This window comes from Saprospiraceae bacterium (assembly GCA_016709995.1).
In the GTDB taxonomy this organism is placed as follows: Bacteria; Bacteroidota; Bacteroidia; order Chitinophagales; family Saprospiraceae; genus JADJLQ01.
Window position 1 is genome coordinate 3,327,074 of sequence record JADJLQ010000001.1, and the last position, 21,700, is coordinate 3,348,773.

The window sequence follows — 21,700 nt, forward strand, 5'->3', positions numbered from 1 at the left end:
CTATGCTTCTTCGAATCGCCTCGTCTAAATTCATTTTGATTATTTTCAATTACTTTCAGGGTATTTAGAGATAGCCTTAATTCAATTTTTTACTTGTGCTTTATCAGAAAACCAATATCTCTCCATTCCCCAATTCCGGACTCCCCCCACGATTGCCTACACCTCCAATGATATAGATTTTATTTTTTATTCTCACCGACCCAGTGCCATGCCGGCCTTGATGTAAGTCAGGTAGTTTAGTCCAGGTCAGCGTCCTGATATTTAAAGCTTCTGTGTCAGCGTGAGCAGGCACTTGCGTATCACTTTCGCCTCCGATGACGATGATCAGGCCTTTATAAGCAATGACATTGGCACCGGCGCGCAGGGTAGGGAGATTGGAGGAGGCAGGCAGTGTGCTCCAGGCGTGGGATTTAAAATCAAAAATGTCTACAGCGGCTTCTTTGATATTCAGGACATTGTTGGTTTTGGCAGTGGTGCGTCTGCCGCCGATCACGTAGAGTTTGTGTTTATATACCGTGACAGAGATATGGTCACGCGCATGAGGTGCATCCGCGAGGGATTGCCAGGTATTGGTTTTGGGACTGTATTCATCAAACCAGGTGACATGACCATCCCAATGGCCATCTTGAATGCCACTGACGAGGTAGATTTTATTTTTATATACTGTGACACCAGCCGATCCCCGTACTCTGTCTTGGGGTAAAGCGGGGCCTTGTCTCCATTCATTTTTGTCAGGGTTGAAGATATAAGCATGATCGACAGGCAGTTCATGTGGATAGTTGCCGGTCAGCGCACCGAGAACCCAAATCTCCTTTTTAAAAACTACTGCCTGGAAATGGTGCAATTCTATAGGTGGGCTCTGCATCGGAGTCCAGGTATTCGTCTTTAGATCGAGCGCATCTACAGGCCTGATTTTGCGACTCCCCAATAGGTAGATATGATTTTGAATGTGTGCGAGAGCACTTTCTCCCCGGGCAGTACAGGAGTTAATTGTAGTCAAAGGCTGCCAGGTTTGAGCGAAGCTCGGGATGGTGAGTAGAAGAAATAGTAGGATTCGAAACATGCTGTTATTATTGGAGAATCTAAGATAGAGCTAAATGGGGTTGAACAGGAATGTTTGTACAGGAATGTTTGAGGGGCTTTCGTTAGTGCTTAGAAAAAGATCTTGTTTTAAGTTACAGCTTCTTCTCTACCGTCTGGATCACTACATTGTCTCCACCCATTTGATGGACAAAGGCGATGATGGACAATTGGTCGGGGTTCCAATCTGCCTGATAAGTGGTGGTGTAATTATATGTATTAGAAGCTCCGGAGACAATGGGTTGGATGGCATCTCCCTGGGTGCCGGTGACAAAGGATCTCATCACATGCCTGTGTATATAGTTGGTATCGACGCCGGTAGGAGTGAGTTGTGCATCTTTAATATTGTTTTCTGCCACTACCAGTGAAAGTCCGAGCGACTGAGCAGTCAAATCCTTCATACCCGAGATACTACATTGTATATTTATAAGACGCTGAGCAGGCAGGTGTTGCAGCGTGAGTGACAGTTTGATGGTGGGGGTCTTTGATTTTTCCTCCACGACATATCCCGGCCAAAAGCTTCCTCCGACAAATATGGAAGATTGACCACCAAACACTTTCCGATTGATCATGGCGGAGGGATAGCCCTGAGGTTGATTAAATCGGGAGATGAGTTGTGCACCAAAAGTATTATCCAGAGTGAGTTTGTTTTCCTTATTGGTGGGTTGAGCAAAAAATCCTCCATGAATCGAAAGAACGATGAGCTGATCTCCATGGATCGTTTTGAGTTCTTCCAGGAGTTGTGCACCGGCCGGGCAGTTTTGACATCGTACACCTGTATACTCTTCGATCAATACATTTTGGGTGGTCTGATTAGTAGTAGGATCAGAGCCTGTGGGCAATACCACCGGCACTTCGATGCAACTATACAGGCAGCATTGAAAGATAACAGCTATATAAAAAAGTCCATTTTGCATTTAAAACCTGGTTTCTAGATTAAATTTCACTCCATTGAAAGCCGGCTCATACCTGCATATACCTCCGGAACATACGATGCCGGCCCGCTGTCGTACATAATTGATGGAAGCACGACCTGCATCTTTGGCATAAGTAACGCCTCCTGTGTAATAATTGTTTTTGGGACCTTGCAGTGGTTTTAAATTGTACATATCAGATATTGAAAAAATCCAGCGCGGCGCCACGCTGTATTCGATCAATAAATTGGTCCAGTCTCCCTGATCCTGGGCGGTCATCATATATTCAGCATCGATGCGCAAGGCACGGGTTTCCCGCCATTGGTGGGTGAAATCGACAAATGGAGTCAGTGTCTTGACCAAAGGAGCCTGGGGCTTACCTTCGTAGACCTCCTGGTTGTATTGCTGCAGCTGTGTACCGAAGATTAAAGTATACTTGTCGCTCTTGGTAATTGTAGATTCTACCAGATATTCACGGTAAAGTTTGTTCTGATGAAGGTCATCAATATTGCTGTGATGAAGCAGCAGGTCCCAATCACTGGTGAGGGTGATACGCATTTCCCCCTGGAAAGCAAGTTCACCGAGCTCCTGCGTAGCAGGCTGGTAAAATGAAAGCAATCGATAGGAGTTTTGTCTGGACATGGGAGGAATAAAGTGGATCAGGCCATTATTACCCCCTTCCTGCGGGCGCGTGCGAAGCCCAAAATATTGAGTGCGCTTGCCTTCAATAGAAAGACCCCAGTCCGCATTGCTATAGTTCATCGATCCGTAAATCACATGCCCTGATTTTTTTATAAATTTTGGCCCCAGTATAGTCTCCCCGGCAGCATTTAACCTCCTACCATTAGCATCCTGCAATACATCATCATTTTTAATGGCGGTCTCCAGATAAAATCCCACATCCTTGATCTGAACGGTATTGAACAGAGTAAATGAATACGAATTATAAGCAGGTAAAAACTGATCTGCAGGTTGATAAGTACCCAGCGTTGCGAGGAGATTGTTCATGCTTGCATCATCCAGTGTACGATTGGTCATTCCAAAGCCGGGAGCCCAGGACCAATGTGAGGAGTCTGATCCCTGTAGATACCCTTCGATAGACAGTCCTTTGATCAATGATTCGTAGGTTTCAAATTGTTTTTTTTGTTTTCCGGAGAATGCTTTCAAACGCCAGTCCGGTGAGATGTCATAATTAAGCTTGAGTCCATAAAGGGCATTGTCCAGACCCAGGTTTCTTTGTTCGTACGCTCTGTAGAGGATGCCACTTCCGATCTGATCATAGATATATCCAGCTTCAAATCCCAGCTTAGAAAAAGATTTTTTAACAAACCACCTGCCGATACCCTGTTGATTAAAGGAAGCTTGCGGATTGATCAGGTTGCTATTTTGATAAAAGTCCATCCGGATACCAAAATCAAAACCCCAATTGCTATACCGGGCATCAAGCCAGGTTTCACCACCAAAAAGCTGATGATCATACTGTGGAGTGCCACTGGCTCCGATGGAGCTGTCGCGAATAAAAATACCAGCCTGGGTAGTGAGATATGCATTGAATACGCCTTGATGCTCCTCCTGCTGTGCAAAAATCAATGTAGGAATAAACAAGAAGAGAAAAACAGTTTTAGTCAATCGCAACTTGGACAGGGAGGTTAATATGGAGTTAAACCAAAGAAGCATTTAAATGATTTGCACAAATTTAACCTTAGTTTTGTAACAACTTTATCACAAACACAGTCTCCAATCCATGAACAAGACTTTTTCTTTGATATTATTTATTGCTTTTTCTTTAACCATACAAGCACAAAAATCTACTGCTTTAAAACTTTTGCCTGATGGTAAGGTCAAAGACACCAATGGTAAAGTAATGGATTTGAGTACCTATACCCAATCCGGCAAAATCACCATCGTCAGCTTTTGGGCCACCTGGTGTGGACCTTGTAAAAAAGAATTGGATGCCTATGCACCGCATTATGAGGATTGGTCAAAAAAATATGGGGCCCAACTATTGGCGATCAGTATCGATGATATCCGTGGTCAGGCAAAGATTAAACCAATGGTCTCTGAAAAAAAATGGCCATATACTGTGTTGGTAGATAGCAACAGTGATCTGCAGCGACAGCTTGGGTTCAATAGTATCCCGCAACTGTATATGCTAGATCAAAAAGGTAATATCGTCTATCAGGCAAGCGGGTATGTACCTGGCAGCGAAAAAGAACTGGAAGCCAAAATGGCCAGCTTAAAATGATGATCTTGCGGTCATGATTTTGTTTGACTTCCGTAGCATTTCTTTTTTTTCTATTTTTTTGTTTTCTGGGGTATTGACTGGGCAATCAGTGCAATGGGATCGCGACAGCTCGTTACAAGCAGGACTGCCTCAAGGTATGGAGATTTATTATAATCATCAACCGTTAGAAGGAGCACCATTTAGAGGATATTTTGCCAAAATAGACCTCCTGGACAAAAAGCTCGACTTTGATGTAGACACTACGCAAGGCCGCAGATTGACTCCATCACAATTTTATGACCGTCTCGACTCTCCACTCCTGGTCATCAATGGCACGTTTTTCTCTTTCGTCACCAATCAAAATCTAAACACAGTAATAGGCCATGGCAAACAGCTGGCTTTTGGTCCTACAACCATCAAAGGAAGTGGCAGGGATTCCCTCTACTATTATCATCCACTAAGAAGTGCATTGGGGATCAGTCGACACCGCAAAGCAGATGTGGCCTGGTTGTTTGCAGATTCTACCCGGCGCAAACCCTATGCATTCCAACAGGCACACCTTGTCATAAAAAATGAACTTTCGACCATTTCGATTCATGAGCACCTTGCAGATATAATAAAAGCCCATCAGCATGATTTTAATAAAAAGTGGCGTGTGAAAACTGCCATTGGAGGAGGCCCCGTGCTTATCCAGGATGGCGAGATACATATCACCAATCGGGAAGAAAGAATGTTTGTAGAATCAGCCGATGTCAAACATCCTCGTACTGCCATGGGATATACTTCAGATCATCACCTCATCATCCTGAGTATTGAAGGCAGGCATCCTGGCATTGCAGATGGAGTGAGTCTGATGCAGGAGGCACAAATATTAAAAGACCTGGGATGTGTCGAGGCACTTAACCTGGATGGTGGGGGCAGTAGTTGTATGCTCATCCATGGAGTAGAGACGATCACCCCTTCAGATGCTACGGGGCAAAGACCTGTACCTGCTGTATTTTATGTGAGGAATAAGAAATAATGACTCCGAACATGTTGGAGCGTGTATCTATTTTCCAAAAAGGACATGATTTCAAATCCAAATTCGACTATTTCAAGTAGTCTGCATCATCAGGCTATTTATTCTTATATGTCTTATCCAAAAACTGGTAACGTGCATCCTCAGTTGCAGGTACTGATTTGGATTCTGTATTGATGATCATCACAGCAGGATTGGGATCACCTGGAATGGAGCGGTGCCACTCAGGCAATGTAAGTGCAGCCCCCATACTATTTGGATCTCCGGACTTAATAAAATTGGCAAAATAATTAAACATGGTCTCCGACACTTTGTGATCTGCGTCGATCCAGACGAAGTCTTTGATCAATCGGAGATTGCCCATACAATACTCTATTTCACAGGCATGGGGCGCACCGACCGTATTGCTTTGTGGAGTGACGATCCCTGCTGAATTGATAGTAGAGGGTCGTAATTTGCTAAATAAATATCTATACACAGGTTGGTTGCTGTTATTGCGATGCAAGTCAAACCATTTCCAGGTACTATAGGCAATGAAACGATCAGAAGCCAGCGCAGTCGCTGCCCGCTCGATCTCTTGCTCGGATCCGGAAGGATACACTTTGAGTGCTTCTTCAAACATATCCGGATAGACGGATTTGAGCTTCGATTTATAGTTTTCGTCGGTGTAGGCCTGACCTTGCATAAATGCCTGACCAGGTATTTCAGCAGAATTCCATCCTAATAATAAAGGTACCTGTGCTTGTTCTTTGGCACTAAAGATCTCTGGTAAGGTTTTAGGTAATACATAATGATCAATCACTACCGGGAATCCAAACCTTTTTGACTCTTCATACAATTCATAGATATCTCTCGCAGGCATAGATCTTAATTTTGCCAGGCTGTTGACGCTGGCTTTCTGAGCCCACTCTACGCCTACTTTTTCTGCCTCTGACAGTGCTACAGGAGCCAGTGTAGGATTGATACCAGCGCCACTTTCGCCAATGGCTCCGGCTATCAGGTTTTTGGCTAGTGGAGTAGCCATCATATAGCTCACGGATATAGATCCTGCAGACTCGCCTGCGATGGTTACTTTTTTAGGATCTCCACCAAAGGCTCCAATATTTTTATTGACCCATTTTAAGGCTGCAGCCTGATCCATCAATCCATAGTTGCCTGATCCTTTGTAACTGGTCTCCGCGCTCAAGGCAGGATGTGCAAAAAAACCAAATATATTCAATCGATAGTTGCAGGTGACCACGACGATCCCTTGTTTTGCCATGCTTTCTCCATCGTATCTGGGCTCAGAAGCATCGCCGGCTACAAATCCCCCGCCATAGAAATACACCAATACAGGTAGATCTTTGGTGTTGCGTTTTGCAGGTGTCCACACATTGAGATACAGGCAGTCTTCGCTGACGCCATTTGATCGGGAATGCATATCATCCCAGATCAGTTTTTGCATTGGACGAGGACCAAATTTTTTAGTCTGTTTTATTCCAGTCCAGGGTGATAGTGGTTGCGGGGCTTTCCATCTGAGAGATCCAACCGGTGGTTTGGCAAAAGGTATTCCAAAATAAGTCTGGATCCCGGACTTGGTATCGTAATCTCCTTCAATGATCCCATGTTCGATAGTAGCTCTTACTGGAAAAGCATTGGGATTCTGAGCATGGATGCGTACAATTATAAATAGGCAAAAGGATATAGAAAGTAATTTCATTTTTGAAAATAGTTTATGTCTACAATTAAAAAATAAATTTGTTTAAATCATATTATTTAGGGGGAAACTTGCTTTTTCCGCGACTTATCATTCCAGCCAGCTTTTGCATTATTCTATCATGGGCCTCCTTGAGCTTTCCAGGATCTTGAGCATAAAACTCTACAAATCCACAGACACTACATACCCTGGCATTTAAGGCTGAGGTAATTCGGGATTTAAAAAAAATGGCGTCGGGATCTTCATCAATAAATAACTCTGCGATTTTATTCCCATCCGTGGTATTGGTCATCAGCCCTATTCCGGTCATGACCTCTTTCGAATGACATTTTAGGCAAACCAATTCTATCATTTGCCGGTGGATTTAAAATATGATTTCATGGGATCAAAATAGCTATCTACCCATCCCTGTTTATATTTTTTATCTTTTGATGACAAATCCGAATGCAACAAGGTGAGTTTACATTGGTCAGCTCCTTTGGCCTCCAGGATAATTTCTATGACGGAGTCTGGTTGATCCTCTTCAAACTCTACTGTCCTCCAGGATTGTTTGATATATTCATTGGGTCGCAACTCCAGGTTTTTACCATGGATGTATCCGTCCCAGGCAGTAAAGGTACCACCACTGCGTTTGGTACATTTGGCTTCGCCACCTGTCATCGAGGTATGTTGTTTTGAAGATAACCAGGCCTGGTATACACGTTCCGGCGAAGTTGGGATGGTGGTGGTGAGTTTAAATTTCATACTGTCAATTGATCATTACAAATATCCATGTTTTATTGTCATATTTCTAAATTGAATGGACTGAAGATACGCTGCAAAAAACCAGCTGCCAAATTCACCGTACCTTGCTTTTAATTTAATGATGGATTTTTGATTATGAAAAAAGATATTGAGACCCGAGCAGATATCATCATACTCATGGATCAGTTTTATGAAAAAATAAAAGTCAATACCCTGCTCAGACCAATATTTGTGGATGTTGCACAACTGGATTTTGACGCTCATATGCCGATACTGTATGACTTTTGGTGTACACTGCTCTTAGGAGATATGTCTTATACTCGCAATGCAATGGAGGTCCATATTAGCTTACATAGAAAATCAGCTTTAACGAATGTCCATTTTGATGAATGGCTGAGACTCTTTAATGATACAGCGGATGAGTTGTACTCGGGTGAGAAAGTGTCAGAAGCCAAGTACAGAGCAAAAAGTATTGCAGGTCTGATGTTATATAAAGTCGAGACAGAAGGCAATAAAATCATTGTATAATTTCCGCCGGGACATTACGAATAGATAAATAAATAACAGATGATGTTCTGCCAATTAATTTTCTTACCGCTTCGTTTTTTAAATCCAATACATGGTATCATAATATTAGGAGTGTATCTATCCTTATGCTGCGGTTGCCATCATGAAAGTGATGTCTTGGGCTTGCTACCCATTCGTGTAGTAACTACTTCCGGTGATCGTTCTTTATTATTCTCACAGTCATCCATTGATTTTTCTGCCAGGGTGGAAGATACACTGCCTGTCATCCATATTGATCCGACCAAAACATTTCAGTCGGTCGACGGATTTGGGTTTACACTCACGGGATCCAGTGCTTTATTGTTGCATCAATTGTCTCAAGGCACCAGGCACGACATATTAAAAGAATTATTTGGGGCAAAGGATAGCTCCATTGATATTTCTTGTCTGCGGCTTAGCATCGGTGCTTCTGACCTGGATCCGGAAGTTTTCAGCTACGATGACTTACCGCCGGGCAAGGTCGACCCTCAGTTAAAAAGCTTCTCTCTATCGAGGGACACACTGCATTTAATTCCAATATTAAAAGAAATATTAGCTATCCAAGCTGATTTAATGATCATCGCTTCACCCTGGAGCCCGCCTCCCTGGATGAAAACGAATCTTCAAAGCAACGGGGGGAGTTTGTTGCCTGCATATTATGAGACTTATGCACTTTATCTCACTCACTACATATCATTGATGGCATCCAACGGTATCACTATTGACGCTATTACTATTCAGAACGAACCACAAAATGACAAAAACAATCCAAGCCTCCTGATGTCATCACGCGAACAAGCAAATTTTATTAAAAATCATCTGGGGCCTTTGTTTAGATCTAAAAATTTAAAAACCAAAATACTGATCTGGGATCATAATTGTGATCAACCAGAATTTCCACTTGAGATCCTGAGCGACACTTCGGCTTATCCTTTTGTCAGTGGCAGCGCTTTTCATTTATATGGGGGTGATATCCATGCGCTGAGTAGGGTGCATGACTCCTTTCCTGCCAAGGATCTATATTTTACAGAACAATGGACTGGAGCCAAAAGCGATTTTGAAGGCGACCTCAACTGGCATATCAAAAATGTGATCATCGGGTCTATGCGGCATTGGAGTCGGACAGCACTCGAATGGAACCTGGCCAATGATATTCAATATGGACCTCATACGGATGGAGGTTGCACAGAATGCCTGGGGTCTCTGACCATTGATGGAGAGCACATCCAAAAAAATGTAGCTTATTATATCATTGCTCATGCTTCAAAATATGTGGTACCTGGATCTATCCGAATTGATTCGAATATGCCTGATGAGCTCGCTAACGTGGCTTTTATCACGCCTGGAGGAAAAACAGTTTTGATCGTTTTGAATGAAAGCATCGAGGCTAAAAAATTTAATATCGAGGCAGGTGGAAAAATAATTCAAACCAGCTTGATCGGCAAAGCAGTGGCCACGTACGAATGGTGAGAAGTCATATTGCAAAACAATAATTTATCATCCGGCCCATCCCTCGCGATCGAGATTCCTGTAGTTGATCGCTTCGGCAAGATGATGATTTTGTATTGATGGGCTGCCTTCGAGGTCAGCTGCTGTGCGCGCTACTTTGAGGATTCGGTCATGCGCTCTGGCAGACAGCTGCAGGCGCTCCATGGCGTTGCGCAACAGGGCTACACCCTCGGGTTGCAGCTCACAGATTTCACGGAGCATCTTACCACCCACCTGTGCATTGCAATATACATCCGCTATGTTCTGATATCGTTGTTCCTGAATTTTTCTTGCACGGATCACGCGTTCGACGATGTTTTTGCTGGGCTCTGTATTGGATGTATAATTGGATAGTTCGTGGACAGAGACCGGAGTGACCTCTACATGCAGATCGATTCGATCGAGCAGTGGACCACTGATCCGATTAAGGTATCTTTTGACGACCCCGGGACCACAGACGCATTCTTTATCAGGATGATTGTAATAACCACAGGGGCATGGGTTCATCGAGGCGATCAGCATAAAACTCGCAGGGTAGTCTACACTTATTTTGGCGCGGGATATAGTGACTCTTCTTTCTTCCATGGGTTGGCGCAGCACTTCGAGGACTGCTCTTTTAAATTCGGGCAATTCATCCAGAAACAGTACTCCGTGGTGAGCGAGGGAGATTTCTCCTGGTGAAGGATTGGAACCACCACCTACCAGGGCGACATCGCTGATCGTATGGTGGGGTGATCTAAACGGACGCGTGGTGACCAGGCTGGCACCGATGGGTAACATGCCGGACACACTATGGATCTTGGTAGTCTCCAGCGCTTCATCCAGGCTGAGTGGAGGAAGGATGGTCGGCAGTCTTTTAGCCAGCATGGTTTTGCCGGCCCCTGGCGGCCCTATGAGAATTACATTGTGTCCACCAGCAGCAGCGAGTTCTAAGGCGCGCTTGATATTTTCCTGCCCTTTGACATCAGAAAAGTCCACATCATAAATATTGACGGCAGCATTAAATTCGGCATTGATATCCACCATGATTGGAGCTCTGACTTTGCCTTCAATCAAGTCGATGGCTTCCTGGAGATTATCGATACCATACACAGGCAATCCGGATACTATCGCTGCTTCGCGGGCATTGGCTATGGGTAGGATGAGTCCTTTGTATTTGTTTTTTTGCGCCATCACGGCGATAGGAAGGGCTCCTTTGATTGGACGCAAGGTGCCATCGAGGGAGAGCTCGCCGATGATGAGAAAATCTTCCAGATGGGTGGATTGTATTTGTCTCGAGCCCGCTAGTATACCCATTGCGATAGGGAGATCATAAGCAGAGCCTTCTTTGCGGATATCAGCCGGGGCGAGATTAACTACGATCTTCATGCGAGGCATATTGTAGCCCATGTTTTTCAGGGCAGATTCTATACGCTGCTGTCCTTCTTTGACAGCATTGTCCGGCAAGCCAACCAAAAAATAATATTGTTTGCCGGCAGCCACTATACCACCTGCATTGACTTCTACCGTGATAGGGAAGGCATCTACTCCATGGACGGCGCTCGCGTGTGCTTTTACCAACATGATTTAGTATTGCTAATTAAAGCTTTAAAATAATAAGAAAATTACTATTGTCCATCAAGAGCATACATCATTAGAATAAACTAAATTATTTCCATGTCAAAATGTGTGCTCATCTAAATTATATTCTTCTAAAGTATATTTTTCTTAAGTATATTCTTTAAATTCAGCCCCCCTTCCTGAGTCGATAAAACCGGTTGGTATTGCTAATGAATAAATACTTAATTCTTGCTTCCCTTTTTCTTTTTTGCAAAAGTCCATTTATACTCGCTCAACAGCAGCCCAAACCTTGTTATTTTACAGGAAGAGTAGTAGACGATCAAACCGGCGATCCTTTAGCAGGTGCCGTATTAAGGATTGATGGCAATGAGACTTTCAGAATTACAGATAGTGCAGGTATGGTCAGGGTAGGTGTCAAGTGCGGGGTACATGATTTTGCTTTTCAGGTATACGGATACAAACCATATGCTCGACCTTTTGACATTCAAGCACGGACCAAACCCATAGAGATCCGAATGGAAAATATATCGACCATGCTGGAGGAGATTGTGATCAGCAGCCAGAGTGATTCGCGTAATCTGGAAAGTCCTTCTTTAGGTGTAAGTATGATGAATCTTAAAGCAGTACAAAAACTGCCTCCTGCTGCCGGCGAAATAGATATACTACGGAGCTTGCAAAACTTGCCCGGAGTCTCCGCAGTGGGCGAAGGAGCTAACGGTATTAATATCAGGGGAGGATCAGTAGATCAAAATCTGATTTATATCGACAATATGCCCATCTTCAATCCTACTCATTTATTGGGACTGTTCTCCTTATTTCCGACTGATGGTATCCGGGAGTTGCAGTTGTATAAAGGATCTATCCCTGCCAAATACGGAGGTCGCACGGCCGGGGTATTAGATATCAAAATGGCAGAACCTGATATGGAGCAGTTTAGCATAAAAGGGGGTATAGGCCTTATCTCCAACAGACTTCATGCTGAAATACCGCTAATCCAGGAAAAAATGGGGTTTATGACTTCAGCGAGAGTATCTTTTAACGAATATCTGATCAAATTTTATAATAACAATCTGGTTAAATCGATTGGCGATAGGAGGTTGCCAGACAATAAACCTGAATTTTTCGACTTGGCAAATAAAATAAGTTGGAGGCTGAGTGGGAAGGACAATCTCTCTCTGATTAGTTATATCAGCCACGATGCTTATCGAATAGATTCACTCTTTAGCATAGCAGGGATAGTACCCACACAGGCCAATATGCGTTATGGTCATATCAACTGGGCTATGAGATGGAATCATTATTTTTCTCCAAAATTAAACCTCAATATCCTGGGAGTGAGATCTGATTATCAAACATCTACTACCTCAGATGAATTAAAAAGTGGATTTAAGTTTAAAACCAATCTGCTTTATCAAAACCTAAAGGCAGAAGTCGCCTATGCACCTAACTCATTAAACCGTATCAATGCTGGAATATCCATAGTGCATTGGGGAATAAAACCCGGTGAATTACAATCAATAGAAGGATCTTCGATCCAACCCATAGTATTGGCCCGGGAAAGTGGACTAGAGTCTGCCTTTTATTTCTCTGACGAGATCGAGCTTGATAGAAATACCTTATTTGAAGGAGGTATTAGAATAGTAAATTTTAGCAATTTTGGCAATAAAGATATTGCCGAATACGAACCTGGCACTCCAAAATCAAAAGGTACTATCATCAATCGACTGGCTGTTGGGGGAGTGGAATCAAATCATTTCAGGATCGAACCCCGGCTGGGTATCCGATACAAGATCAATGATATTACTTCAATAAAAGCTGGTTATAACAGAATGAATCAATTCATTCATATGGTGTCGAGTAATTCTACCCCGCTTCCAACCGTAAGATGGAAAACCGCTGATAGATATACACCACCTCAGCAAAGTGACCTTGTCACCATGGGACTGTTTAAGGATACCCGATCTCATCGATGGGAGTGGTCACTGGAAGGGTATTATCGATGGCAAAAATCGATATTTGACTATGTCAACGGAGCCGAACTCAGCATCAATCAGGATGTGGAGAACCAATTGATCTCCGGCAAAGGAAAGGCTTATGGTGCTGAGCTTATGATCAATAAAAAGAAAGGCATTATGACTGGCTGGACCAGCTACACTTATGCACGCAGCTTCCAACAAATAAGAGGTGACTACCCAGCTATACAACAACTTAATGGTGGACAGTGGTACAACAGCATTATAGATAAACCACATACGGTAAATACCCTCCTCAATTTTCAAACAGAAAAACACAATGCGGTATCGCTTACTTTTACCTACAGTACCGGACGACCCTTTACTGCCCCCGTAAGTTTTTATCGAAATGGATTTAAGTATGTACCCATATATACTGAGCGTAATAATGGTAGAATATCCGATTATCATCGACTTGATTTTTCCTGGATCATTACCAATCCATCTATGAAAGATCATGATTGGGAAGGGTCCTGGGTGATCACTGTCTATAATCTTTATGGGAGAAAAAATGCATTTTCCTATTATTTCAATCCTGATCAGTCATCCTTCAAGCCTTTTAAGATCAGCGTATTTCCAACCCCTATATTTTCTCTCACCTATAATTTTAAATTTCAGAAAAAATGAAATACCTTATTCAATGGATGATGCTCTCCTTTGTATTTGTCCAATGCCAGTACCCGGTGAGTATCTCTTCACTTCCTGAGACCGAAAAATTCTTAATCATTGATGCCCAGGTGACTCAGGATTATGCAGCTATTAATGTATACTATAGCCTTGACGAAGTGACCTCTAAAGGTGCCTACACCCTACCTCAACCACCAAAGTCTGTCGCTTATTTATTGGATGATAAAGGCGAAAGGTTTGATTTTAAAAATACACTTGGCATTGCGGATACCACTTTCAAAGGGAAAGTAGGCAATTCTTATCAATTATTTATAGAGGCGAATGGACAGGTCTACACATCGTCCAAAGAAACTATGCGGCCAAGTCCTAAACTGGATAGTGTGGTCGTTTTATACACCCGTGAACAATTTCGTTCGCCATCAGATCTACCCTATGATGGCTTTGATGTCTATGCACAAGCAAATGATATACCCGGGGTTGAAAATTATTATCAATGGAGTTGGGTTCATTATGAAAAGGCAAGTTCTTGCAATAAAATATTCAGCAGGGCAGAGGGTAGAGAAGTGTTGCAGCCTTGTGTTCCACCCGAGTGTTGGAATATAGTGTATAACCAGAAAGTCATTATACAACAGGACAAGCAGCGTGATGGACAGCCATTGACTCAAAAAGTAGTACGTGTCCCATATGCCAATCCTCCAAAACAATATTATATCCAGGTAGAACAGAGGGCTATTACGCCACTTGTTTTTGAATATCTTCGATCTTTAGAATCCACTACAGAAAACCTGGGTACCTTATTTGACATTCCTCCACAGACCAGGTTCAATCCCAATGTATTTAATCAATCGGATCCTTCCGAAAAACTACTTGGAGTATTTAGCGTATTCTCCTATGAGAAAAAAATAATTTATATAGATCTGGATTCTCCGATAGCGGGTGCCACTCAAAAAGTAATCTCTGACCCTACTCCATTTGTTGGCGATCCATTTTCAGTAGCTCCATGCATTGAGGGACAATTTAGGACTAAAATAAAACCAAAAGGGTGGATTTTTTAGTATCAAAAGCAGAGTTCTAGTCTTTCGCCGGAGCGGATACAGTTCCATTGCCGGATTAAATCTGAAAAAAGTGATCGTATCTCCTTGAGCTTATCTTCATCCAGCACTGATGGATAATCTATAGACCTCTGCTGCAAAGTCGACTTAAACATTTCTATAAAATGATCGATGGGTCCTGAGTTTAATTCTGTCATCAACTGATTGACCAGGTATTCCGTTTGAATAGATTGTACTGGTATATTAGCTGGTAGAAGCGCTTCGACTCTTTTATCCCTCGGTGCCTCAAAGTCAGCGATTTGATATCCTGCCCGAAGCAAACCAAAAAAACTCTGATCAAAACTCAATATGGTCTCTACTGCATAATGTGCCAGGTCATGTACTTCAATGCCTGGATGCAGATAAGAATAAGTAGATGATCCGTCTTCCCTTATGCAGAAGATCGTGCTTCGCCTGGCAGTGTCTCCTTTGGTAAATTGAATAGTCATACCAGGAAATTGGGCTAATGCCCCTCATCGATATTCATTTTGGAATTACTATTGGGAAGGCAATGCGTGTAACAATTCAAGTCCTGTTGACGCACGTGGTTTAAATCCAGTCCATGTTTTTTCATTAGCATTCTCCTGCAATTCCAAATATTTTCCAAAATCTCTATGCTTCAAATGAATACCTAAAAAAGCAGTTACAAAATGTTGATTGATATTATTGATGCGTGCTTCATTCCAGACAGGATCAGCATATCGGTAGTATTCGTCAAAGTGGAGCCCAGGCTGTAAAGATTCTGGTGGAGGTGGATTGGTAGCCACATTGTGTCTGGCATTTTGATAAGTCAATAAATATCGGTCGGCATGGATGGCACCCAGGTAAATCGCTTTGGTGCCTTTTTCATAACCGGATATATCATCCTGGCTGCCAGCTACAAAAAAAGTAGGCACTTTTAATCCTTGCAGACCCTCTGCATCCCATACATTTCGCTCCATACCCCAGGGAGCAAAAGCGACGACTGCTTTGATGCGTGTATCATATGAAGCTACATATTGAGGATGTCCTGTAGTTCTTGAATCAAACGATTTGTTTCCTCCGGAAAAACCAGCTACCAGCGCTGCAGCAGTTTTACTATACCCTGCCCCTGCTGCGTTCAATGCTCCATATCCACCCATAGAATATCCGATCAATGCGGTATGGTCAGCATCGACCAATCCTGTCAAAAAACTATTGCTTCCCGGTTTGCCCAGTTCCGCCATTTTATTGAGTACAAATAAATCATCTTTGGCGCGATTAAGTAAAGTGCTAGTGAAAGCAGCTGCGTCCAGAAAAGTAGATTCGGTATGATCAATAGAGACTACGACATATCCTTTGGAAGCTAAGTTTTCGGTGAGATAAGTGAATATCAGTCGCGATCCGGTATATCCATGCGATACTATAATCAACGGATATCCACCTGCAACTAAATCAGGGGCAGCATCGCGGGCAGCCCGGCCTTGAAAAGTAAATGGTATGATCGGGCGGGCTGGATTATTAAACTGGCCCATCACCTCGTCATAAACGACCAACTCCTGCGCATTGGTGGCCAGGACTGCCGGATACCAGATCTCTACTTTGAGCTTACGGTCGTATAGGGTATCCTGGACGCCCCTTGAATGTAATATATCGACCTGATTTTTATTGATTAATTCCAGGGTGCGTACACCCACTTTAAATTCTCCTCTTGTCGCTAGCTCAGGTGCATCCGGTAATGCGTCTCCATAGAGAAAGGGCAGAGAACCTGATTGTGCATGGATTTCAATAATCCAAATTGGAAATAATAAGGCAAGCCCTATGATAAAAATTTTGATTTTATTTAATAACCGGGACATAGATATAATTGAAATAATTAAATAAAGAATGAACTCAATCAGCATAACTATTACGAGCACCGATCGGCACACAACCAATATAATCACCAGGTACCGGCGCATATACCAATACCTCTTTACTTATTTTTTCTGAAGTGTAATATCCCATCAACACCATACTTTTGAGTCGCCTGTAAAAAGTGATTGGTTGAGGGTGCGGATCGAGATTGATACCCCACATCGAGATGGGAAATTTTGGAGCGTTTTTATCCTGGTCGATTAAGTACTGCTCTTTTTGTGCTTTATCCAGCGATTGAAAGCCCCTACCATATTTTTTGATACAATCTTCTTCAAAAGTGGACATTCCTTCCAGGAAACTTTTTTTGTCGTCCGCTGATAACAACTCTGCAAACAATCGATCCACCAATTGTGGAATACCCAAAGAAATCGCTCCCGGTGTCTGGGTCTCAGGCAGGATAGTGCCAGCCACTTCTGTGATCAGCGAGGCTTGTGCTAGACTAAAAAAAACCGGTTTCCACTCAAGCCCCGGTTGGTTATTGCAGGATGCCATTAATTGAAGTACTGCTGTAGAGGATACAGCATAACCCAAAAGTCCCGTCGTGTATTTGATATATTCTCTGCGATTCATTGATCCCTATTAGAAAATTTTTATAAGTTACCCTTTTTGATCTCCTTTACAACATGATCCACTGCGCGCGCAGTAAAGGCCATATATGTTAAGGAAGGATTGACACAGTTAGACGACACCATAAATGATCCGTCTGTGACATACAGGTTTTTGACAGCATGCACCTGGTTCCATTTATTCAATACCGAGGACTTAGGATCATGTCCCATCCTGGCCGTGCCCATCTCATGCACTCCATTGCCCAGGCCCCCAATGTGATCAAAACCGATAATATTTTTAAATCCGGATATCTCTAACATTTCCATGGCATCGGTTTTGATTTTACCACGCATCTTCATTTCGTTTTCTCCATGGGAAGCATCAAAGACGATTTGAGGGATGCCCCATTTATCCACTCTGTCCTTACTCAGATACATACGATTTTTATGATCTGGCAATACTTCGCCAAAGCCCATCAGGCTCATTTTCCAGCCTCCTGGTTTAAATAAACTTTCCTTAAAATCAGCACCGACTTCCGGCAAGTCATTTCCGCGACCCCATCCAGCTCTGCCAGAATCACCCTGGTAGCCAAAGCCACGCAAAAAATCCGAATGGTTGGATTTTGGGTCTAAGTTGACATATTTAGGGATATAGATGCCGGTTGGTCTTTTGCCTGTATAGTATTGATCTTCCAGTCCTTCATACTCACCCATCGCTCCAACATGATAATGGTGATCCATGATATTATGGCCCAGCTCACCACTGTCATTGCCCAGTCCATCGGGAAATCGATCGGATACGGAGTGAAGCATGATCTGGGCCGAAGCAGGCGCAGAGGCACACATAAATACAATTTTGGCAAAATATTCGTGTTCGGTATGATCAGTGCTGTCTATGACTCTTACGCCGGTGACCTGCTGTGTTTTTTGATCAAATAGGAGGGAATGAACGATCGAGTCAGGACGGACTGAAAGATTGCCGGTCAGGTTGGCGGCAGGTAGGGTAGCGGCATTACTGCTAAAATATGCTCCAAAAGGACAACCCCTTGAACACTTATTGCGTGTCTGACATTTACCTCTACCCAATGCCAGGTGCCAGGGTTGCGGCTCAGTCAGATGAGCTACCCGGCCTATCGTGACGATCCTTCCATCCAATTTTTGAGCTACTTTTTTCTTAAACTCCTGCTCTAAACAGTTGAGATCAAAAGGTTTTAAAAACTCACCATCGGGCACATGGGCCAAACCAAGCTTTTCTCCACAAATGCCTATGAATTTTTCAACATAACTGTACCAAGGAGCTAGCTCCTGGTATCGCACCGGCCAGTCTATGGCTATTCCTTCCCTGGCATTGGCACTAAAGTCAAGATCACTCCATCGATAGGTATGTCTGCCCCAGGTGAGCGATCTACCCCCTGTCTGATTGCCTCGTATCCAATCAAACCGACGGTCTTCCTGGTAGGGATTATCGATATCATCGGTGAAAAAATGGTGACCACTTTCTCCTACAAAACCACTTCGGATCTGAATATGCTGACGGCTAACCTGGTCCGGAGTCAGGCCCCCACGATGGTCCATTTGCCAGGGTTCCTGATTCATCGTAGGGTAATCTCTTACGTGATTGACGAGCCGGCCTTTTTCGAGTACCAGGGTCTTGAACCCTTGTTCGCACAATTCTTTTGCGGCCCAACCACCACTCATGCCTGATCCGATGACGATAGCGTCAAAGCGATTGGCTGTCTTGTCTATGATTTGTAATCCCTGCATACTTATATATATATGTAGGCGCTGCAATGGAAATATAGTATTCTAACGCCACTAAGAATGAAAGTAGACAATTCCTGGTAAAACCAGCCAGTCCCGGGATTAAAAAACTATTCCGAATTAAGAAATACCTGGTTTCAACCAATAGACTTAGCTCAAAGCAGATTTCTATCTCGCAATGGAAGTAGCCCTTTTCTCCCGGATCACAGTGACTCTCACCTGACCGGGATATTGCATCTCCTTTTCTATACGCTGAGAAATCATAAATGCCAGCTCATCTGCAAAACCGTCAGAGACTTTATCACTTTCTACGATTACGCGTAGTTCTCGACCGGCTTGCAGTGCATAGGCTTTTTGAACCCCATCGTAAGACATCGCCAGATCTTCCAGCTCGCCGATACGCTTAAGGTAAGACTCGAGAATTTCACGACGGGCACCTGGTCTGGCACCTGATATAGCATCACACGCCTGGGTGATGGGAGATATGATGCTATTCATCTCTATCTCGTCATGGTGAGCACCTACTGCATTGATGATCGCCGGATGTTCATTGTATTTTTCGCAGAGCTTCATGCCGATGATGGCATGAGACAGCTCACTTTCTTCTTCAGTGACCTTTCCTATATCATGTAGCAGACCTGCCCGTTTGGCGAGTTTGATCAGTTTGGTATTGAGACCAAGTTCAGCACACATAGTAGCGCAGAGATTGGCAGTTTCGATAGAGTGCTTGAGCAGGTTCTGACCGTAAGAAGATCTGAATCGCATCCTACCGACCATCCAGATAAGGTAAGGGTCCAGTCCATGGATATCCAGCTCTATCACCGCCCGTTCGCCGATCTCCCTGATTTGCTCTTCGAGCTGTTTCTTGACTTTGGCTACGACTTCTTCTATACGGGCCGGGTGTATACGACCATCGGCCACCAATCTTTGCAAAGCCAATCGGCATATCTCTCTGCGTATAGGGTCAAAACTGGAGATTACGATGGCTTCAGGTGTATCATCAACCACGATTTCTGCCCCAGTGGCTGCTTCAAGAGCACGGATATTACGACCTTCTCTACCGATGATCTGGCCTTTGATATCATCATTGTCCAGGTGGAATACCGATACGGTGTTTTCAATCGTAATCTCAGAAGCCATCCGCTGAATCGACTGGATGACTATTTTTTTAGCTTCTTTGCTGGCAGTGACTTTGGCTTGTTCTGCTGCATCTTTTACATAAGACATGGCATCAGATTCTGCTTTGGCCTTGATCGCATCGATCAGTTGCTCTTTGGCCTCAGATTCAGAGAGCTTGGCGATATTCTCCAATGCTTTGATTTGTTTTTCTGTAGAGGCATCGAGCTCTTCTTTGCGTTTGCTGACGATTTTAAGTTGTTTTTCGAGATTATCCCGGACGGCAGTGAGCTCACTTTCTTTTAATTCGATAGCGTCCATCTTGGCTTTAAAGTCGGATTGTTTGCGTTTAAAGTCATTTTCCATGGAGACTACGGTCAGCTCACGTTCCTTCATCTCTACTACATGGGATGATTTTTCTTTTTCAAATTCAGATCGTTTGCTATTAAAATGATCCTTGGCTTCCTGGATCTTTTTTTGTTTTATTTGTTCATTTCTTACTTCCGCTTTTGAAAGCAATTTTTCTGAATTTACCTCCGCTTCATCCGTGATGCGTTTGGCCGCGATTTTGGCCTGCTCTAAGATCAGATCAGATTTTTGATTTGACTGTTCTATAAGTTTTTGTTGTGATTTTTTATTGATATTCGTCAGCAACACATAACAGGCACCTCCTCCTCCGAGTAGACCTGCGATCAATCCTACTATCCATTCCATAGTACTCTATAGTTTTTAAAATAAGTTAAATAAAAAAATGAATAAAGGGGAAGGAATCAATGAGTCAGGACCTCATCCAGCATGTGCTCCATGGTATCCAGTTTATCCTGGACTTCGGGCGAGATACTTTCTGCCCTGGATTCATACAGTTTTACCGCTACGGTCAGTAAGGCCATGGCCATACAATCCTGGCGATCTTTATTGGGAAATGAAATATGCAGCGATTTAAGGGTCTCATTGACTTCATCTACAATCTTTTGCATCGACGGGGCATCTTGCTCACTGACTTGTAGTGAGTAGTTACGACCTTCGATCATGACTTGTAGTGTTTTCATTCTACTTGACTATCCTATATTTTTGACCATTTCGACACATTGATCTACCTGACGAATATATTGATCCAGGGCATGCTCTACTTTACGATGACTTACTTTGGGTGAGTCGGCATACTCTGAAAAAAGATTGCGTTGGTCTTCCAATTCCCTGATGAGCTTTTCTCTTAATTTCAACTCTTTATTCAACTTGACATTTTCGTCATGAAGCAATTTATTCTCCTGTCTGAGCAACTCAACTTTTTGAGCAGCTGTTTTGATCTTCTCTTCCAATCGATCTAATATAACAGGAACAGCTTTCACGAACAAATATATAATATTTTTTAATAATGTATAAAACTCAATTTTTCGCTG

At 43.2% G+C, this 21,700-nt stretch carries 20 protein-coding genes; 6 read left to right on the forward strand and 14 right to left on the reverse strand.

What is annotated here, in order from left to right:
* Positions 1-103: 103 nt before the first annotated feature.
* From IPJ09_14205 to IPJ09_14215, 3 genes are all read right to left on the reverse strand, one after another.
* Positions 104-1,063 carry a galactose oxidase gene (locus IPJ09_14205; GenBank protein ID MBK7372564.1) on the reverse strand — a complete coding sequence of 320 codons (960 nt, stop codon included), beginning with the start codon at positions 1,061-1,063 and terminating at the stop codon, positions 104-106.
* Between the two features lie 112 nt (positions 1,064-1,175).
* The gene (locus tag IPJ09_14210) at positions 1,176-1,997 is read right to left on the reverse strand and encodes an Omp28 family outer membrane lipoprotein (GenBank protein MBK7372565.1); all 822 of its coding nucleotides are present in this window, start codon (positions 1,995-1,997) and stop codon (positions 1,176-1,178) included.
* Positions 1,998-3,671 carry a hypothetical protein gene (locus IPJ09_14215; GenBank protein ID MBK7372566.1) on the reverse strand — a complete coding sequence of 558 codons (1,674 nt, stop codon included), beginning with the start codon at positions 3,669-3,671 and terminating at the stop codon, positions 1,998-2,000.
* A 67-nt stretch (positions 3,672-3,738) separates the two neighbouring features.
* On the opposite strand from IPJ09_14215, the gene IPJ09_14220 reads away from it, so the two are divergent.
* On the forward strand, positions 3,739-4,239 hold the full coding sequence (locus IPJ09_14220; protein MBK7372567.1) for a TlpA family protein disulfide reductase: 501 nt from the start codon (positions 3,739-3,741) through the stop codon (positions 4,237-4,239).
* 13 nt (positions 4,240-4,252) lie between these two features.
* Positions 4,253-5,239, forward strand: a complete 987-nt coding sequence (locus IPJ09_14225) for a phosphodiester glycosidase family protein (protein MBK7372568.1) — start codon at positions 4,253-4,255, stop codon at positions 5,237-5,239.
* A gap of 94 nt (positions 5,240-5,333) precedes the next feature.
* Here the strand turns inward: IPJ09_14225 and IPJ09_14230 are convergent, their stop codons facing one another.
* Genes IPJ09_14230 through IPJ09_14240 form a run of 3 tightly spaced genes read right to left on the reverse strand, consistent with a single transcriptional unit; the run spans position 5,334 to position 7,676 of the window.
* Positions 5,334-6,935 carry a carboxylesterase family protein gene (locus tag IPJ09_14230; protein ID MBK7372569.1) on the reverse strand — a complete coding sequence of 534 codons (1,602 nt, stop codon included), beginning with the start codon at positions 6,933-6,935 and terminating at the stop codon, positions 5,334-5,336.
* A 52-nt stretch (positions 6,936-6,987) separates the two neighbouring features.
* Complete coding sequence (locus IPJ09_14235; GenBank protein MBK7372570.1) at positions 6,988-7,284, reverse strand: hypothetical protein; 297 nt, start codon at positions 7,282-7,284, stop codon at positions 6,988-6,990.
* Positions 7,281-7,676, reverse strand: a complete 396-nt coding sequence (locus IPJ09_14240; protein ID MBK7372571.1) for an SRPBCC domain-containing protein — start codon at positions 7,674-7,676, stop codon at positions 7,281-7,283. The genes IPJ09_14235 and IPJ09_14240 overlap by 4 nt, the downstream gene beginning before the upstream one ends.
* A 135-nt stretch (positions 7,677-7,811) precedes the next feature.
* Between IPJ09_14240 and IPJ09_14245 the strand changes: the two genes are divergently transcribed.
* Together IPJ09_14245 and IPJ09_14250 are read left to right on the forward strand one after the other, a co-directional pair.
* Entirely contained in the window at positions 7,812-8,204 is a 393-nt protein-coding gene (locus IPJ09_14245) for a group III truncated hemoglobin (GenBank protein MBK7372572.1), read from the forward strand.
* A 42-nt stretch (positions 8,205-8,246) separates the two neighbouring features.
* The gene (locus IPJ09_14250; protein ID MBK7372573.1) at positions 8,247-9,692 is read left to right on the forward strand and encodes a glucosylceramidase; all 1,446 of its coding nucleotides are present in this window, start codon (positions 8,247-8,249) and stop codon (positions 9,690-9,692) included.
* Between the two features lie 27 nt (positions 9,693-9,719).
* Here IPJ09_14250 and IPJ09_14255 read toward each other — a convergent pair whose 3' ends face one another.
* Complete coding sequence (locus IPJ09_14255) at positions 9,720-11,273, reverse strand: YifB family Mg chelatase-like AAA ATPase (GenBank protein ID MBK7372574.1); 1,554 nt, start codon at positions 11,271-11,273, stop codon at positions 9,720-9,722.
* Positions 11,274-11,479: 206 nt separating this feature from the next.
* On the opposite strand from IPJ09_14255, the gene IPJ09_14260 reads away from it, so the two are divergent.
* The gene (locus IPJ09_14260; GenBank protein MBK7372575.1) at positions 11,480-13,909 is read left to right on the forward strand and encodes a TonB-dependent receptor plug domain-containing protein; all 2,430 of its coding nucleotides are present in this window, start codon (positions 11,480-11,482) and stop codon (positions 13,907-13,909) included.
* On the forward strand, positions 13,906-14,964 hold the full coding sequence (locus IPJ09_14265; GenBank protein ID MBK7372576.1) for a DUF4249 family protein: 1,059 nt from the start codon (positions 13,906-13,908) through the stop codon (positions 14,962-14,964). The genes IPJ09_14260 and IPJ09_14265 overlap by 4 nt, the downstream gene beginning before the upstream one ends.
* A 2-nt stretch (positions 14,965-14,966) precedes the next feature.
* Here the strand turns inward: IPJ09_14265 and IPJ09_14270 are convergent, their stop codons facing one another.
* The 7 genes from IPJ09_14270 to IPJ09_14300 form a co-directional block, all read right to left on the reverse strand.
* Positions 14,967-15,449 (reverse strand): hypothetical protein, encoded by a 483-nt coding sequence (locus IPJ09_14270; GenBank protein ID MBK7372577.1) that lies wholly within the window; start codon positions 15,447-15,449, stop codon positions 14,967-14,969.
* A 48-nt stretch (positions 15,450-15,497) separates the two neighbouring features.
* Entirely contained in the window at positions 15,498-16,817 is a 1,320-nt protein-coding gene (locus tag IPJ09_14275; GenBank protein ID MBK7372578.1) for a dienelactone hydrolase, read from the reverse strand.
* Between the two features lie 34 nt (positions 16,818-16,851).
* Positions 16,852-17,445 carry a gluconate 2-dehydrogenase subunit 3 family protein gene (locus IPJ09_14280; GenBank protein ID MBK7372579.1) on the reverse strand — a complete coding sequence of 198 codons (594 nt, stop codon included), beginning with the start codon at positions 17,443-17,445 and terminating at the stop codon, positions 16,852-16,854.
* Positions 17,446-17,465: 20 nt separating this feature from the next.
* A complete protein-coding gene (locus tag IPJ09_14285) occupies positions 17,466-19,187 on the reverse strand; it encodes a GMC family oxidoreductase (protein MBK7372580.1) in 1,722 nt (573 codons plus the stop codon).
* 165 nt (positions 19,188-19,352) lie between these two features.
* Complete coding sequence (rny, locus tag IPJ09_14290; protein MBK7372581.1) at positions 19,353-21,014, reverse strand: ribonuclease Y; 1,662 nt, start codon at positions 21,012-21,014, stop codon at positions 19,353-19,355.
* A gap of 56 nt (positions 21,015-21,070) precedes the next feature.
* Positions 21,071-21,349, reverse strand: coding sequence for a cell division protein ZapA (locus IPJ09_14295; GenBank protein MBK7372582.1), 279 nt, complete (start codon positions 21,347-21,349; stop codon positions 21,071-21,073).
* Between the two features lie 9 nt (positions 21,350-21,358).
* Positions 21,359-21,649, reverse strand: coding sequence for a hypothetical protein (locus tag IPJ09_14300; GenBank protein MBK7372583.1), 291 nt, complete (start codon positions 21,647-21,649; stop codon positions 21,359-21,361).
* Positions 21,650-21,700: the final 51 nt, after the last annotated feature.